Origin of the sequence: Nocardia sp. CA-084685 (assembly GCF_050955785.1) — a bacterium.
Classification (GTDB): Bacteria; Actinomycetota; Actinomycetes; order Mycobacteriales; family Mycobacteriaceae; genus Nocardia.
The window spans coordinates 6,806,361-6,821,989 of sequence record NZ_CP192094.1 but is presented as its reverse complement, the minus strand read 5'-3'; the positions used below and the strand labels follow the sequence as shown (position 1 = coordinate 6,821,989).

Annotated in this window: 10 protein-coding genes; 7 read left to right on the top strand and 3 right to left on the bottom strand. The window is 65.4% G+C overall.

Annotation, left to right across the window (positions count from 1 at the left end):
• Positions 1-98: 98 nt before the first annotated feature.
• Positions 99-2,015 (top strand): type VII secretion target, encoded by a 1,917-nt coding sequence (locus tag ACQP2U_RS30300; protein ID WP_433710597.1) that lies wholly within the window; start codon positions 99-101, stop codon positions 2,013-2,015.
• A gap of 71 nt (positions 2,016-2,086) precedes the next feature.
• Here the strand turns inward: ACQP2U_RS30300 and ACQP2U_RS30295 are convergent, their stop codons facing one another.
• Together ACQP2U_RS30295 and ACQP2U_RS30290 are read right to left on the bottom strand one after the other, a co-directional pair.
• Positions 2,087-3,106, bottom strand: coding sequence for a hypothetical protein (locus ACQP2U_RS30295; protein ID WP_433710596.1), 1,020 nt, complete (start codon positions 3,104-3,106; stop codon positions 2,087-2,089).
• Positions 3,106-4,410: an FAD-binding protein gene (locus tag ACQP2U_RS30290; protein ID WP_433710595.1), complete on the bottom strand. Its 1,305-nt coding sequence runs from the start codon at positions 4,408-4,410 to the stop codon at positions 3,106-3,108. The genes ACQP2U_RS30295 and ACQP2U_RS30290 overlap by 1 nt, the downstream gene beginning before the upstream one ends.
• Positions 4,411-4,479: 69 nt before the next feature.
• Here ACQP2U_RS30290 and ACQP2U_RS30285 point away from each other — a divergent pair, with 69 nt between their 5' ends.
• Genes ACQP2U_RS30285 through ACQP2U_RS30275 form a run of 3 tightly spaced genes read left to right on the top strand, consistent with a single transcriptional unit; the run spans position 4,480 to position 9,003 of the window.
• Positions 4,480-4,869, top strand: a complete 390-nt coding sequence (locus ACQP2U_RS30285; RefSeq protein WP_433710594.1) for a hypothetical protein — start codon at positions 4,480-4,482, stop codon at positions 4,867-4,869.
• 34 nt (positions 4,870-4,903) lie between these two features.
• Positions 4,904-6,892, top strand: coding sequence for a type VII secretion target (locus tag ACQP2U_RS30280; protein ID WP_433710593.1), 1,989 nt, complete (start codon positions 4,904-4,906; stop codon positions 6,890-6,892).
• A complete protein-coding gene (locus ACQP2U_RS30275) occupies positions 6,892-9,003 on the top strand; it encodes a hypothetical protein (RefSeq protein ID WP_433710592.1) in 2,112 nt (703 codons plus the stop codon). Before ACQP2U_RS30280 ends, ACQP2U_RS30275 begins: the two co-directional genes overlap by 1 nt.
• A 524-nt stretch (positions 9,004-9,527) precedes the next feature.
• On the opposite strand, the gene ACQP2U_RS30270 is transcribed toward ACQP2U_RS30275, so the two are convergent.
• The gene (locus ACQP2U_RS30270) at positions 9,528-10,520 is read right to left on the bottom strand and encodes a hypothetical protein (protein ID WP_433710591.1); all 993 of its coding nucleotides are present in this window, start codon (positions 10,518-10,520) and stop codon (positions 9,528-9,530) included.
• Between the two features lie 535 nt (positions 10,521-11,055).
• Between ACQP2U_RS30270 and ACQP2U_RS30265 the strand changes: the two genes are divergently transcribed.
• The 3 genes from ACQP2U_RS30265 (at position 11,056) to eccA (ending at position 15,625) form a co-directional block, all read left to right on the top strand.
• Entirely contained in the window at positions 11,056-12,012 is a 957-nt protein-coding gene (locus ACQP2U_RS30265; RefSeq protein ID WP_433710590.1) for a C40 family peptidase, read from the top strand.
• A gap of 5 nt (positions 12,013-12,017) precedes the next feature.
• Complete coding sequence (locus ACQP2U_RS30260) at positions 12,018-13,502, top strand: hypothetical protein (RefSeq protein ID WP_433710589.1); 1,485 nt, start codon at positions 12,018-12,020, stop codon at positions 13,500-13,502.
• A gap of 362 nt (positions 13,503-13,864) precedes the next feature.
• Entirely contained in the window at positions 13,865-15,625 is a 1,761-nt protein-coding gene (gene eccA / locus ACQP2U_RS30255) for a type VII secretion AAA-ATPase EccA (protein ID WP_433710588.1), read from the top strand.
• Positions 15,626-15,629: the final 4 nt, after the last annotated feature.

Here is a 15,629-nt window from a genome sequence, read left to right as displayed (position 1 = left end):
CGTCCAGCTTCCCGCAGCGGGAGTTCAGTCGGTATTTCCCGTCAGTGGGAAGGATCGACAATGTTGAGAACGGTGGCAGGAAAGGGTCTGATCGAAGAATGCCGGAACCCAGCACGAATATCGACCCCGCGGTGCTGCGTCAGTTGGCGCAGCAGCATGAGCAGGTCGGGCGCGATACTCTTGCGTGGGCGGAGCCTCCGCACGCGTGGCTGGCGAGCTTCCAGTCGACCTATGGAACGATCGCGGATCCCGTTCGCCAAGCGTTGGTGAAGTACTACGGCGCCCGTGAACGCGCCGGTAAGGCGCTGGCGCAGGAGCACTTCAACACCGCGAAGTCGCTTCGGGATTCGGCCGATTCCTATGAGAACGCCGACCACGAAATGGCGTCGAACCTTCGCACGATCGGTCAAAGCCTCGGGGACCCGCACAGTGAGCCGACGTCCAACGGCGTGGACCCGAATACTCAGCACACCCCGTCACCCGGCGGCCCCGGGGGTGGGCCCGGCGGCGGACCGGGTAGCGGACCGGGCGGAGGCCCCACGTCGACCGACAACCCGATGGCCCCTGCGGCATCGAATGGTTCGACGCCGACGAGCGCGGCGCCGGGCGGGCCCGGCGGCCCCTCCAGTTCGCCGGGCGCGATTTCGCACCCGGATCAGACGACTCCAACGGGTACATCCGGCGTAACAGCTGGAGCCGGAACCACGTCACCGTCGGTATCGGGCGGGCCACTCGGCTCCGGACCGGGCGTGGGACCGGTGTACGCCGGTTCGGCGGACGACCGCGGTTCGGGTCAGCCACCAACCGGGGCCACCGCGACGGGCGATGCCAGCCCGATGCCGGTGCCGGTGCCGGCGGGCACACCCTTCGCGTCGGCCGTGGCTGCCGCGAAGGATAAGGAGGCCGAACCGGCCTACGTGGTGGGCAACGCGGTGAACGACGATTTGGTGCTGGCCAGGACCCTGCTCAGCAGTGTGCTCGCCGCTGTCGATTCGCCGGTGGGCATGGCCTGGGCGGTCGCGGTGATGCGCGGTCCGGCCGGTGCTGGTGTATTCATCACCTCGAACGAGGGCCGCGGCTGGCTGCCCGCCAAGCTCTACTTGCCACGCGAAGTCTCGACGCCCTGGTTGTGGGATGAAGTACTCGGGCCCGATGCGGGCACCTCATCCTGGGAAAGTGTGTCGGATCCGGCTCGGGTACTGGTCGAGTTCGGCCTGGCCTGGGGGCCGAAGGCGAATGCGAGCCTGTCGGCGCTGGTCTCCTCCGGCCCGATCGATCCCGGTCTGCGCACACAGCTGAGCGAAGTGGCGATGGCAGGACTCGTCGGCCCGACCTATGACGTCGACTTGCGCGAGTTCACCCCTGATACCGCGGACCGGCTCGGTCTGGTCGGTTCCCCGACCGCGCTGCAATCCGTTGCGACCGTGTCGGATCAGCAGGTCCGCGAGCGCTGCGTGCAATTGGCGACGGATGCGCATACCCGGGTCGGCCGATCGGTAGCCGCCAGTGCCGATGCCGCCGGAGCGCGACAGTTGCGCGAGCGGATCCTGGCGAGCGTTGTGGCGGGGCAGAGCGTATCCCGGCAGCTGTGGGACGAACTGCGCGATGCCGACGATCTGTTGGCCGCGTCGATGATGTCGCGCCGGGTCGATGTGGGCCGAGTAGGACTCGGCGACTTGCGGATCGACACCGAGTCTTCCGCTCTGCGCGACATGATCTTCGAGCGTCGGTGCAACGAGCTGGTGTTGTTGCTGGCCGAGGAGGTGGAGCGGCAGAACCTGCGCGACGCGATCTACGCACACGAGCAAATCGTGGAACATCCGCAGTTCGTGGAGGTTCCGGCCGCGGTGTCGGTTGCCGAGGATGAGCGGGTTTCCCGCCCGGCAGGGGCCGCTGTCACCGGGCCAGCGGTCAGTGCTCCCGCAGTCAGCGCTCCGGTTACGGCCGGGCCGCCGACGGGCGCCGTGGTCGCGCCGACCTCGCCGTCGCCTGTCGTGGCGCCGGATCGGCAGTGAGGTCATAGGACGATGACTGCACGCGGAAGTTCGACAGCGTGCAGTCACCGTCCTGGACGTCCGGCCACTCGCTAGGCGGCACTCCAGGTGGGCGTGCCGTAGACGTTGAGTTTGTCGATGCCGTAGTCGGGGGAAAAACCTAGCCCGACTCCGGTGTAACGCCAGGTCGCCCCGAACGACTCTGCTGCACGGGCCATGGCGTCGACGCCATGGGTGGTGCCGTGGTGCCGGGCGGCGAGTTCGCCGACCAGCCCGGTCAGGTCGTCGCGTCGCTTTGCGGCCCAGTAAAAAGCGAAGGTAGTTTCGCCCGTACTTCGTGCCGCGCTGATTTCAAAGACATTTTGGTGGAGTTCCGCCGCGTCGACGCCACACCGGACCAGTTCGGATAGCACTTCCCACGCCGGATCGCCGAAGTAGCGGACCAGTTTCATCGGCACGCCGACGTCGTTGTTCCGGGCCCTCAGGTAGATCTTGTGGGTCACATTGCCGTGCAGGTCCACCTCGATCGCGACACCAGCAGGCTTGATGAGCTTCTCATGGTCGGGTACGCACGCCAATCCAGCGAAGCCGGGCCATGCACTGGACAACCGGTCCAGTGCTCCCGGGGCGATTGTCAGATCGCCGTATATTTTGAGAGTGGCCGCATGATGTGGCGCCGCGGCGTGATGGACAATCCCGATCCAGGTGGCGAAGCGATGCCCCGCCGGGACTTTCGTGGGATCGGGATACAGTGTCGCGACGAAGGATCGCAGCGTTTCGGCGACCGCCTCATCTCCGTTCGGCAACCATGCGACGAGATCCCGGATCGCGGCGAGTTGAGCGGCGACACGAGAGCTGAACGCCGTCTCCTGTGTCGCCGTCTCGGTGACGTAGCGAAGCGCGGGCGTCAGCTTCCCGCGGCGACCGGTCACACTGACTTCAAAAGGAACACCGGAGCTGGTCAACGTGCTGGCTCGGCGTCCATCCGGCCTTAGTGCGTCCAGCTGTCCGCCACACGCACGTTCCATCATGGCGCGGATGGGTGCCGCGTCATTACGCAGCGTCAACCGCTCGGCCAGGTCGATCAGGAATTTTCCGGCAGCTTCAGTCATCACCATCTGGGCAGGGCGGCTCTCGCGATCGGGAGGTGGGCGTTGACGTGTTCCAGTTGGTGCGCGGAGCGCAGCTCGCCAAGCCGATACAGGTCTGTTCCGTAGAGTTGCCGGGCCAGCGAGCCGTCGAGGTCGTTGACGCCATAAAGATAAGGACGCCCGCCCAGCTCGCAACAGCGTTCCAGCAGGTCACGAAACAGGCGGCGGATAGCAGCGGTGGTGGTGGCTGCATCGCGCTCGATCGAGGTGTACACGCCCAAACCGATCGAAACGGGGGCATTGCCGGCGGGGGCGAAAGCGAACGAGGTCGCGTCGGGAGGGCGGCGCACGATCAGGATGTACAACATCGTCAAGACATTGTTCAGCGGAGCGCGGTGCCGTAGTACTTCGACGGTCGCGAGCATCGATGCGAGCTGCCGCGCAGGCACGATGTAGTCGGTCCACAGCTGAACCTGATCGGAGAACTGGGCGTTCTTCTTTCGGGCGCGACCCGCCCCCATGAATGGCCGATCGGACACGATCCTGCAGTTCTCCTCCCGGCATCGCCGCAGACCGTTCCCGCGCCAGCCGGTGATGGATGAGATCCTGCCACGGCGCACGAACGCGGAGTAGATGTCGACGTCGTCGTGCTGTGCGATTCGTTCGGTGTGCTCGGCGAGCTCGGTCAGTGTGGCGTGGTGTGTGCGGTGCACATGTGTGTCGCGGCAGATCGGCACGGTGCGCAGCACCGCCCGTTCTATCAGCCCGACTGTGCCGAGCCCGCCGAGCGCGAATCGGAACAGCTCCGGATGATCGGCACGCGAGCACCATCGGCTGGTTCCTGTTCCGTCGATCAGCTGGATCCGCTCCACGTTGTCGACTTGCATGCCGTACCGTACCGAGTCGATCCCGACACCGCCGACCGAGAGGGTGCCGCCCACCGACGTGTGCAGGTAGTCGGTTAGCACGGGCACGGCTCTGCCGTGGCGGCTCAAGTATCGCTCCAAGCCGTACCAGCTTATCCCGGCGGGCACCTCGATCAGGCCATCGCGGAGGTTCCGCACTTGCGCGACCGCGGTGTCCGGTGCATAGGTGACGAGCAGTTCACCGTCGGTGACGGTCTGCCCATCACAGGAATGCCCCGCACCGCGTAGCGTCAATGGCCGACCGGAGCCGAGTAGTGCGGCGGGAAACGCGGCGGGCATCCGGTGCACAGCCCACGGCACGGCGTGCCGTAGACCGCCGAAGTCGGTGGTGAAGTCGTCGATGGGTGGGTACCTCTCGGAAACTTGATGGCCTCGTCGCCGTCCGGAGAGCCGATTCAAACCGCAGTATGGTCTCTTCCCATTGTCGGGAATAATGCTCGGCCACGCGTGGCGCATCCTGGAGGACCTATGAGAGAAAGTCACCCAGATGTGCGTGCGGGCCGCGCCATGCGGCGGGAGTTGCGCAACCGCATCGCCGACATGCGCGAACGGGCGGACGCGATCGTGGCGCGCCGCCCGTCCCCGAGCGGTTTGGTCATTCCCGAGGTCGATGCGATGGGACGGTTGCGGGACCTGTATCTGGCGCCAGGAACCTGCGGCCGGTTCGGCAATCGAGAATTGGCCGACGAAATCGTAGTCGCCATTGCCGAAAGCGCCGAGGATGCGCGGCTGCAGTACCAGATCGTCATGAGCGACCCCGCCAATCTGCCGCGACCGCTCGCGGAGGTCATGCGGGAATGGCGGGCCAGGCCCGGGCCGGACTGGCAGCCCCCCAATTTTGGGAAGGCAGAACAATGAATCTGAGATAGTCGGCGGGAGGAATCAGTCGAGCATGCCCGATTACATGAGTGTCGATCCGGACGAGCTGCGCAGAATCGCCGCACAGCACGATTTGGCCGCGGCAAAACTTCGGGCGTGGGGTGAGATCCCGCAGGCCTGGCTCGACGAGTACGAAGATACATACGGCACGATCGCGGCCCCGATGCACGCGGCTCTGGTGGACTACTACGACGATCGTCACAACAAGGCCGAACGTCTCGCCGAAAATCATGAGCGAACGCGAGACGAATTGCTCGCGGCGGCACAGGCGCTCGAAGACGGCGATCATTCCAGCGCCCATGACATCGCCCAGTCGGGTGGTAACGGCCACCAGTCGGGCGGTAACGGCCACCACCAGTCGGGTGGTAACGGCCACCACCAGTCGGGTGGTAACGGCCAGGGAGCCTCGCCGGGCGATCCGGCGCCCGGCGCGCCAACCGACCCCGCGGCGCGGGTAAATACCGGGCCGGACACGCCGACGGTGAATGGTGCCCAACCGTGGCAAACCGCGGTAACCACGCCCGGCGTCCCTGGCATGCCAGACGGGCCAGTCCGCTTCGATCAGGCTCCTCTGTCCCCCGCCGCGTCGGCAGCACCGACATCCGACACCGCGCGGGCCGGGACCACCCCGCCTGCGGTCGGTATCCCGGAGCGCGGCGCCGCTGGCATACCCATAGCGTCGGCGGTCGACGCAAGCATGGCCGCGATGCCCGCACCACTGGCGACAGGCCCCTATCCGACATCGGCCGCTCCCAGTGGTGCGGGCACAACTGCCCGGCCCCCCGCACCGCTGCGGGCGGGCCCGTTCGCAGCGGCGGTCCACACGGCCGACAACAGGCGGACGCTACCATCGTTGCTCGTCGGTGAACGGGTTGACGAAGACTTGGCGCTCGCCCGCACGCTGCTCGGCGCGGTCCTTGCCGCCGTGCGTGATTCGGCGCTCGGTGTGGAATGGGCGGTGGCGGTGGGGCGGTCACCTGGCGGGCCCATCGTGCTGCTGACCTCCACTGAGGGGCGTGGCTGGCTGCCTCCGGGTTTGTTCCTGCCGTTGGAGGTCGTCCTCCCATGGCGGTGGGACTCGATCCTGCGTACCGAGGGGCGGATGGCCTTCGCGGCATTGGAAGGGACCACCGACCCGGCCCGAATGCTCGCCGAGTTCGGCTTGCTGGTCGGCCGACGCAAGAAGGCTCGGATCAGCGCCCTAGTGTCATCCGCGGCAATCTCCGACGGCGTGCGCGCGGCGGTCGGCGACGATTGCGCTTTCGACGAATGGGTCGCCGCCGAGGAGTCCGCCATCGACTTCACCGCGCCCGGCGCCGGACTGGTCGATCGGCTCGCGCTGGCCGGTTCGGACGAGTTGCTGAATCAAGCGGCGACGGTACCCGACACCCAAATCAGGGCCACGTGTCTCGAGCTGGCGCGAGCCGCGGACGCGCGGGTCCGCACTATCTTCGATATCGACGGGGATGCCACCATCCGCAGCGCCCGGCGGCAGCGGATCCTCGACGTACTGAACGCCGGACAGCCCATCCCGCCGAACTGGTGGGACCAGATCCGCGCCACCGATGACATGACCGCAGCGGCAGTGCGGTCGCAGCGGGTGGACGTGTCCTACGTTCCGGTTGGTGGCATGCACCCGGGTTCATCCGGTACGGAGGCCCTGCGCGCCATGGTTTTCCAGCGCCGTGCCGATGAATTGCTGCTGTTGCTCGCCGCGGGCGAACCCGACCGGCAGACTCTGCGCGATGCGTTCTACACGTACGGCCAGATCGTTGAGCACCCGTTGCTCCCGGGGGCAACGCAGGTGGCCGCCGTGCAGACAGCAGGAACGAGCGTGGCGGTTCCGGGCGTTCGGGCTGCTCGCAGTGTCGGACCAGGTGTCCCCAGCGTCAATTCCATCAGCGTCGGTTCGACTGTCCTTGGCGGGGCCCCACCGTCCATGGCCGAATTACTGAGACGTCCGGCGGGGTTCGAGGGCTCCAGTGAGCAAAGGAGAGTCTGATGGGCGACAAAGAGGTAAATGCTGCTGTCGACCAGATATCTGGCTACAACGACAGTGGCGGCGGATGGTTTGATAATGAAATGTCAGACGACGGCGAGGCCAAGAAGTCGTTGGAAGCGCTGAACGGATTGAGTGGCCCCGACTTCAACGCGGCTGTGCAAAAACTCATAGATGACCACGGCGGTAAGTACGCTCCCGGCTCTGCGAATTTATTAACGAGGCTCGTCCACGAAATAGATGACCAGGGCTTGGTCGGCGATAACGAACGATACAGGCAGATCCGCAACGCACTCGAAACCGGCGATACGACCGACGTCGTCACAGCCAAGAATAACGAGGCGGCGGATAAGGAGGAGGTCAAAGATTCGGATTTTCAGGACGGTTACGGCGGAGAAGACTCTGACGGGGCGAAACACGCATATGTCGTAGATCTCTGGTTGCCGAAGGGCTACAGTCCGGCGCTGAAAAGCAAGATCGAGGACACCGAGTGGACGATGCAGTGGGATCTCGACACCCTCGGTAGCGGTCATACGAAGGCCAACCCCGACTTCGGTGACATGCTCAAGGGTACGGATCCCGATACTGCGAGCGGCTGGTCGGACATTCGGGAACAGGCCGCTGACGCGGAGAGGCGGCTGAAATTTCATCGGGATGAATACACCGAAAACCATGCAGTAGTTTCGGATCTCACATACGACTCGCAGAGAACGGGCTCCGACGCCTTCAAAGAACTTACGGGGCTGGTGGTAAAACTCAACGAGTTCCTTCAGTACGACCCTGAGAGCGATGAATTTGGTGTCAGGAAGGATGGTGACACGATCTATGGTGGACACTATGGGGGGGGTCCAACTTCAGATATGGCGATCCCCTTCTACAAAAAGGACACAAACGAAGGCAGTCCCAGTTACGGTAAGTATATCTTGACCCCCCAGGCCGAAATGCAATACTACGTCGCCCATATCGAAACGGTTACCGCAGAATGGGATAAGAAATATTCGGCGGCGGAACAGAAGTTAAATAAACTAGCCGACGAGACCACCCCGACGCCTACTCCCACCCCGACCCCGACTCCCACCCCGACTCCCACGCCCACTCCCACTCCCACTCCCACCCCGACGCCGACTCCCACGCCGACCCCAACCGAAGCCGACTACAGCAACACCTACGACGATCTGCTCGGCGACGGTTCGACTTCGACCACCGATGGCACGACCGACGGCACCACGGGCACGGATGCCTCCGGCTCGAACAGCGGCATCATGTCGGCGATCAATTCGGCGATCAGCGCGCTCGAGAACAGCGCGAACGGATCCAGCGGCAACCAGGCGACCCAGGCCGGATACAACAGCGGTGGCGGCGGTTCTTCGGGATCCGGCGGTATGGATATGAGCTCGATGATGCTGCCGATGATGATGTCGCAGATGATGCAGCAGATGATGGGGAACAACGGTCAGGACGACCAGAAGCAGCGCGAGGAAGAGGAGCGCGAGGAGCGGCGTCGGCGGCGCAGGGAGGAAGAGCAGCAGGCTGCGGCGCAGGCCCAGGCCCAGGCCCAGCCGGCCGTCGCCTCGAACCAGCCGACCAATGTCGTCCAGGCAGACGCCAGCGCGACCCCGCCGCCGGTGGGCGCCGGTGGTCGGTCGATGGTCGATATGAAGCTGCCCGACGGCACGACGCAGAAGGTGTCCTCGGCGGTCTCGCAGGCCGTGAACAAGGAGCTCAACAATCCGAACGGCAGCGATGCCAGGTCGGCCTATGCGGGCACGACCGGACAGCCGTCCGCGGGCAGTCCATGGGTTTCGGTCGACAGTGCGCATCTGCAGACCGGTGACGTGGTGCAGTGGGCGAATCGGAGTGCGATCGTCGTGGTGGAACCTTCGGGGCTGGAGGTCATCGTCAACGGCCAGCTCGTGCCGTTGGACCCGAACAACCCACCCGACGGCGGCACCGGCGGTTACGGCGAGTTCCAAGGGTTCTTCCACCCGAGTGGCGCCGATCTGGACAACTCCGCACAGCAGCCGCAAACGCCCCCGACGCCGAGCGCGCCCGGTGTCACCGCAGCACCGGCAGCACCGACAGCTCCGCCTGCGGTTACCGCGCCGACGATCTGATACGCCGCCGTGGTCCCCTGAACCACAGGGGACCACGGCTTTTGGGGCGCAAGTCGGTCCAAACTATGGAAACAGCTCGCGCGCGGTTTGCGCGCTAGCGGTCTGATGCGCCGTCGTGGTCGCCTCGAGTCATTGACGACCGCAGCTGTTCGGGGCGACGTCGGCTCTGCTGCGCGAACAGCTCGTGCGGGAGGGTTCCGCGCTAGTGGTCTGATGCGGCATCGTGTTGCCCTCGAGTCATAGAGGACAACGGCTGTTCGGGCGCGAGTCGCCTAGGTGACAGCCCACGTCGCGGCCCGCGTCGCCGATCTGACTTGGCACGCCGGTCGCTCTTATGACACCGTGCGGGCTACGCACGGTGGCCCGAAGCGGGAGCTGGTCCGGCGCCGATCGGTATTTGCCGCCGCTAGCCGCCGAAGTGTGCGCCCCTGCGGATGGAATCAGTTTCGCGCCGGATCAATTCGGCCGTCGCCACGACTCGGCAGACGATGTCGTCTGGCGATGCGGAACGAATAGACCTTCGATTACGCCTGTACCACAGGCGAATCCACGGTGCCCTCGTCCTCGGGATCGTTCTCCTGCGTTTCGTGGGTATCGGTATCGGTCGCAGCCGTTCCGTTCCGATTCACCGCGCGTCGGACATTGGCGCGAGCCGACACCGGGGACATATTCGACACCGGCGTGGCTGATCCAGGCGTACTCGCGCTTGCCGTCGCGGCCGGTGCGGCCGGGGCGGGTTGGCCTGCACTGGGTGCCGCCGCCGCAGGTGCGGGACTGCCCGGCGCTGCGCCGGGCGCTGCCGCTTGCGGCTGGCCCTCGCCGGGCTGGGCGCCGTCTTGTGCCGCGTCTTTGTCCTTGTCTTTGTCTTTGTCCTGCTGTTTCAGTAGTTCCGGCAACTGCGATATCAACGGCATCGCCATCATCGGCAGCATTCCGAGCATCGACACCAATTGCCCGAGCCCGCCGTCGCCGCCGCCACCCGAACCGCCCGCGCCGGACTGGCCGCTGCCGCTGGCGGGCCCGCTGCCGTCCGAGCCCTGCTTGCCGTCACCAGCCATATCGCTGTTCAGCTGGTAGACCGCCTCGACCTTGTCGTATACGAGGTCTATCGCCTCGGCGACCAGTTTCATGAGGGCCACTTCCTGAGCGGGTTTGAGTTTTCCGCTTCCGGCGGCCTTCAGCTTCGCCTGGAGTTCGGCCACGATCGCTTTGATGGCTCGCAACGTCTCATCACTGCCCGCGGCGACCACGATCGAGGTTTTCATGACCTTGGTGTCGTAGGTCAGCAGTGCGGTCTGTCGGGATTGGACCTTCGCCAAGGCTGCCTGGTACTGCTCCTTCATCAGGCTGTCGCCGATGCTCTCGTAGATCACCGGTCGCAGCAGATCGTCGACGTTCGGCGGCAGCTCGGGAGTGCCCCGTCCTAGCAGATCGACGGCGGTTTGGATGGCTTCCTCGGCCATCGCGATGAATGCCTTCAAACCCGCCGACGCGCCTGGAGGCGGCTTCAGTTCCACTGTCCAGTAGTGGCCGGTTTTGGCCTTGCTCGCCGCAGTGGTGCCAGAGCCAGGCGGTGTGCCGACCAATGTGGCATCGATTGGTGGGGTGGACCGGTCAGCTGGCGGTTGACCGGGTGGTGCGCTAGGCGGACCGCCGGGTGGTGGGCCGGATCCGTCCGTTGGCGGCTGTCCGGGTGGCGCGCCAGGCGGCTGAGCGGGGGGACCACCGGGCGGTCGGCCGAAGAGACCACCTGGTTGCCCACCGTATGAGGCCCCGGTCTCGGCGGAATTGCCAGCGGTGGGTGAGCCGAACAGTGTTTGCCATGTCTCGGCCGCGGTACCCGCCACTTCGCCCGCCATATTCTCGCCACCGCCTCCCAGAAGTTGTTCCCATTGTCGTGTCTTCCCGCCGCTGGGAAGATGAATCATTCGCGAAATTGCCGCATAGTCGTTGTCAGCACCCGACATTCGGGGTGTCCGGTGCCAACCGGCAATGCATTTGGCGAGCAGGTCCTGAGAGGCGGTCGGTGATGAGCGAGAGCGAGTCGGTCGAATGTCGCCGGCATTGACGGGCGACCTCAATGAGGTCCTGCACGCCCTGCTCGGGCTGTACGGCAACGGGCAACCGGATCCGGCGGCCGCGGCGAGCATTGCCCAATCGATGAACGCTGACCTGAGTGCGCACGGTGGATCCGGCGTCGCCCGCTACACCGACGCACGCGGCATCCAATCGACGATCGTTGAATCCCATGCGGGCAAAGACGGTGTCGTGAACAAGACCGTGGGCGAGGCCGGGGACGGCACTGTCGTCGGACGGAATCGGTTGACCAATCAGATCGCCGATCTGCAGTCGCGTATCCAGGCGATCGCGTCGGTCGGTGATACCAGGTTCAGCGGGCCGGCCCTGCTCGAAGCGGCGCATACGACCATCGCCAAGGCGGCCAAGCAGGTCGATACCGATGTCGCGGCGGCGCGTCAGCGGGCGGCGCAGATCATGCCGCCGAGTATGCCGGAATTGTCCCGCCGAAAAGCCGCGAGTTCGACGCCGCGTCGTCGTCGGCGGGCTCGTTCGCGATCCGCGGTCCTGTCGAACGGTCGACGCAGCCGACCTCGGGTGCCATCGGATGGAACCGCGGGCAGTAAGGCCGTCGCCATGGCCAGCGAATGGCTCGGCACCCCGTACATCTGGGGCGGCGGTGGCGCCGGTGGACCGTCCGGCGGTGGCTTCGACTGCTCCGGTCTGACCCAGTACGCGATCGCGCAGGCCTCCGACGGTCGTGTGGTTCTGCCACGGACGACCTATGACCAGATCTACAGCGGCGTCCAGGTTTCCGCGGCGGAGGTGCGACCGGGCGACCTGGTATTCCCCGCAAGTTCGTTCAGTGCGCGGGGGCCGGAGCATGTCCAGTTGGCCGCGGGCAACGGCATGGTCATCGAGGCGCCGTACTCTGGTTCGACCGTGAAATGGTCGCGCATGTCCAACGACGCCATCGTGGTGCGGGTGCTGTAGTGGCGGTGGATATTCCGCCGGAGGTCGCGGAGTTCCTCGACTGCTGTGGAGTTCGATACCCGGATATCGACGAAGGTGATGTGCGTGGCCTCGCGGTCAAGGTGCGCACCTTCGCCGCGAATACGCGAGGGCTTGGGGTCGATGAGAGCGGAGATGCTCTCGCAGCGTACGAGCGCCTGGTCGCGACATGGGCCGCCTCCGATGGCGACCATCAGGTCGAACTCGATCGGGTATGCGCGGTCATCGCGAAGGCACTGGATGCGGTGGCCTACGTCATTACCGTGACGAAGGCAGTGGTCCTGACCGAACTCGCCGCGCTGGCAATGACTTACGCGGCCATGACGGCCACACCCTCGGCCCGGATCGCCGGACCGCTCCTCGTCGCGGCAGCGCGGCGACTGTGCGCGCAGATGGAACGGGCCCTGATCGGTTACCTGGTCATCGAGGTGATCGGCAGGGCTGTCGAACCGCTCGGACGCGGCGCCGACAAGTTGTTCACCGGCGCACCGTCGGTCAGGACATCGCCCGCCGGACGGGTCGACGAGTCGCGCATGCCCGGCGCGCCTTCTGCTGAATCGCGGAGGTCTGATCCGGCGCCCGACCATTCGCGGGTGTCTGGTGCGGTGCCTGCCGAAGGGCAGCTTTCTGACGCGGTCGCTGCTGGACCGCGGGTGTCTGGTGCGGTGCCCGCCGAATTGCAACTTCCTGACGTGGTCGCTGCTGAATTGTGGGGCGCGGCGTCGGCTGAACCGCCACTGCCGATGTCTGGCGCGGTTCCTGCTGAACTGCCGATGTCTGGCGCGGTTCCTGCTGAATCGCCGATGTCTGGCGCGGTTCCTGCTGAACTGCCGATGTCTGGCGCGGTTCCTGCTGAATCGCCGATGTCTGGCGCGGTTCCTGCTGAACTGCCGATGTCTGGCGCGGTTCCCGCTGAACTGCCGATGTCTGGCGCGGTTCCCGCTGAATCGCCGATGTCTGGCGCGGTTCCCGCTGAACTGCCGATGTCTGGCGCGGTTCCTGCTGAATCGCCGATGTCTGGCGCGGTTCCTGCCGAACTGCCGATGTCTGGCGCGGTTCCCGCTGAACCGCGGACGCCCGGCGCGGTTCCCGCTGAACCGCCGATGTCCGGCACGTTCCCCGCTGAACCTCAGCTCCCTGACGCGGCCCCGGGCGAAGACATGCCGGTGACCGACTCCGGTGATATCCAAAGCAGTCGAGTCGGCCCCCGCATGCAGCTCCCGCTCGGCCCGAGCCGTTCGCGTGGCTTCGTGACACCGTGGGCGCACGCGGTCCGGGCATCGGAACAACGCGCAGCCTTCTCGAAAACAGTACCCGCCAAGGCATTCCAATCCTTGGACCGGCGGGCCACGACGGCACGCAAGCCGCGAGAAACGCCGTGGTCGAAGTTCGCTCGGAAATCGGAGGCCACCTCGAGCGAATTGGCCGTCACTGTACCTACGATCCGGCACCGCGAAGACGGTGATCGGTGAACAAGCCGCCGAAACGGAGAGCGGCGGCCGACGGTGTGTGGGTACTGTCGGCCGCCGCCGGACAGATCGCCGGGTTTTGGGGTGACGATCCGCCGTGTGCCAGCCGATGGCCAGCTTGCCGGATCACGGCTACCAACCATCACTGGAGGGGCTGGGTCTTCGGGATGAGGGACCGTCGACCCATCTCTAATATACCGCTAAATAACGGTACATTCAACATTGAGCCGATAAAAATGTGCGCATAGATTCGGTCGTTAGGTAACGATGCCGTCTCCCCAATCTTGGGAATAGTTCCAGGCCCCTGACCGGGGCTGAAATGGCTATCTTCGGTCCACGAGGATCGTCGGAAGGGAAGTCCCGAGTTGTCTGCGGCCGAGGACGCGTTCTACACAGGTGTGCAAAGTCTGGCGCTCGTCGCCGGGGGCGTGCGAAATGAACAGCAGGCGGCGGCTGCCTTCCGCGCCGCCACCGACCTGGATCCGGATATGTGCGATGCCTGGTTGGGCCGCGCCATGGCTGGTGAAGTCACCTCCGAGGTGATCTATGGTGCGTACCGATCGGTGCACAACCTGTACCGGGATCAGCAACGCGCCGGTCTGGTCGATCGTGCGCTGTGGTGTCAGGTCGAGATCGGCGTCTTCGGACTGCGCGTCGCCATGGCGGATCGGGATCAGATCGCCATCGCCCAGGCATGCTCTTATGCCGACGGTGGCGAATGGCAGGAAGCCGCGGCCATTCTCGCCGAAGTGCCACGCGACGATGTCGCCGACTTCGTGCGGATGTCGCTGTATTTCCGCACCAAACAGTGGCTGGATGTGCTCGCCGCTCGCAATGCCAAGCCAGCGCTCGACGATGGGCTGTTGGATATCGCCGCCGAGCTGATGACGGCACAGGCGCTGGCGCATCTGGGTCGATTCGGCGAGGCCCTGCCGCGCGCGCAGCGCATCGTCGAGGACAGTCAGTCCGGCAACCTGTCCTACATCTGGGCGGATGCGCATTTCCTGCTCGGGATGCTGCTGCGCCACGACGGCGAACACGATGCCGCCGACAAGATCCTCAAGGGTCTGCAGGGGTCCGCGCTGTGGCCGGACCGTCCCGAATGGCAGCGTGCGGTGCGGGACAAGTCTTATCGACTCGAGGTCACCACTGCCGAGGTCATCGCCTCGCGCACGAATCAGTGGGATCCGAAGTCCGGTGACGACCCGTCCGAGGTTGCCGCATCCGCGGCGCGACTCGCACGCGAGTCACTGCTGGAGGAGGCCTCCGATCTGTTGCGGGCGCAGATCGGCATGGACTCGGTCAAGGAGCAGGTCGACCGGCTCAAGTCGGGTGTGCTGATGGATCAGGTGCGGGCCAAGCGCGGTCTGGCCGTGGATTCCCGATCGCAGCATCTGATCTTCTCCGGTCCGCCCGGTACCGGTAAGACGACCATCGCCCGTGTTATCGCCAAGATCTTCGCCGGGCTCGGCGTCGTCGAGAATGCCGACGTCATCGAGGTATCGCGTAACGATATGGTCGGCACCCACCTCGGCCACACCGCGCCGAAGACGAACGCGCTGATCGATTCCGCGCTTGGTGGCGTGCTGTTCATCGATGAGGCATACACCCTGATTCAGGAGGGGCTGTCCGGCGGTGACGCATTCGGTAAGGAAGCCGTCGACACCCTGCTGGCTCGCATGGAGAACGACCGTGACAAATTGGTCGTGATCATCGCGGGGTACGAGGACCAGATCGATCGGTTCCTGGCCTCCAACGACGGTCTCGCCTCGCGTTTCACCAAGCGCATCCGCTTCTCCAGCTATGACGCCGACGAATTGGTGCGGATCGCCGATCATATTGCGCACAAGAAGGACTCGATCCTGTCCGGCGACGCCAAAGACGTACTGCGGGTGCGGTGTGAGCAACTCTCCGGGCAGAGCAAGAACGGCAGGCGGCTCATCGACCTGGCGGGCAACGGCCGTTTCGTCCGCAATGTGGTCGAGGCCGCCGAAGCCGAGCGGGACTACCGCTTCACCAGGGACAACGCGGATGTGCTTTCGATGACCAATGAGGAGTTGATGACCATCGACTCCTCGGACATCAGTGCCGCGCTCGCGGGCTTGGCGCCGGCCGCGACGGGCTGATCCG

Bases quoted from the DNA above. Each gene is read 5' to 3' on its own strand.
- ACQP2U_RS30300 (WP_433710597.1), top strand. From the start codon at position 99: ATGCCGGAACCCAGCACGAATATCGACCCCGCGGTGCTGCGTCAGTTG.
- ACQP2U_RS30295 (WP_433710596.1), bottom strand. From the start codon at position 3,106: ATGACTGAAGCTGCCGGAAAATTCCTGATCGACCTGGCCGAGCGGTTG.
- ACQP2U_RS30285 (WP_433710594.1), top strand. From the start codon at position 4,480: ATGAGAGAAAGTCACCCAGATGTGCGTGCGGGCCGCGCCATGCGGCGG.
- ACQP2U_RS30280 (WP_433710593.1), top strand. From the start codon at position 4,904: ATGCCCGATTACATGAGTGTCGATCCGGACGAGCTGCGCAGAATCGCC.
- ACQP2U_RS30275 (WP_433710592.1), top strand. From the start codon at position 6,892: ATGGGCGACAAAGAGGTAAATGCTGCTGTCGACCAGATATCTGGCTAC.
- ACQP2U_RS30265 (WP_433710590.1), top strand. From the start codon at position 11,056: ATGTCGCCGGCATTGACGGGCGACCTCAATGAGGTCCTGCACGCCCTG.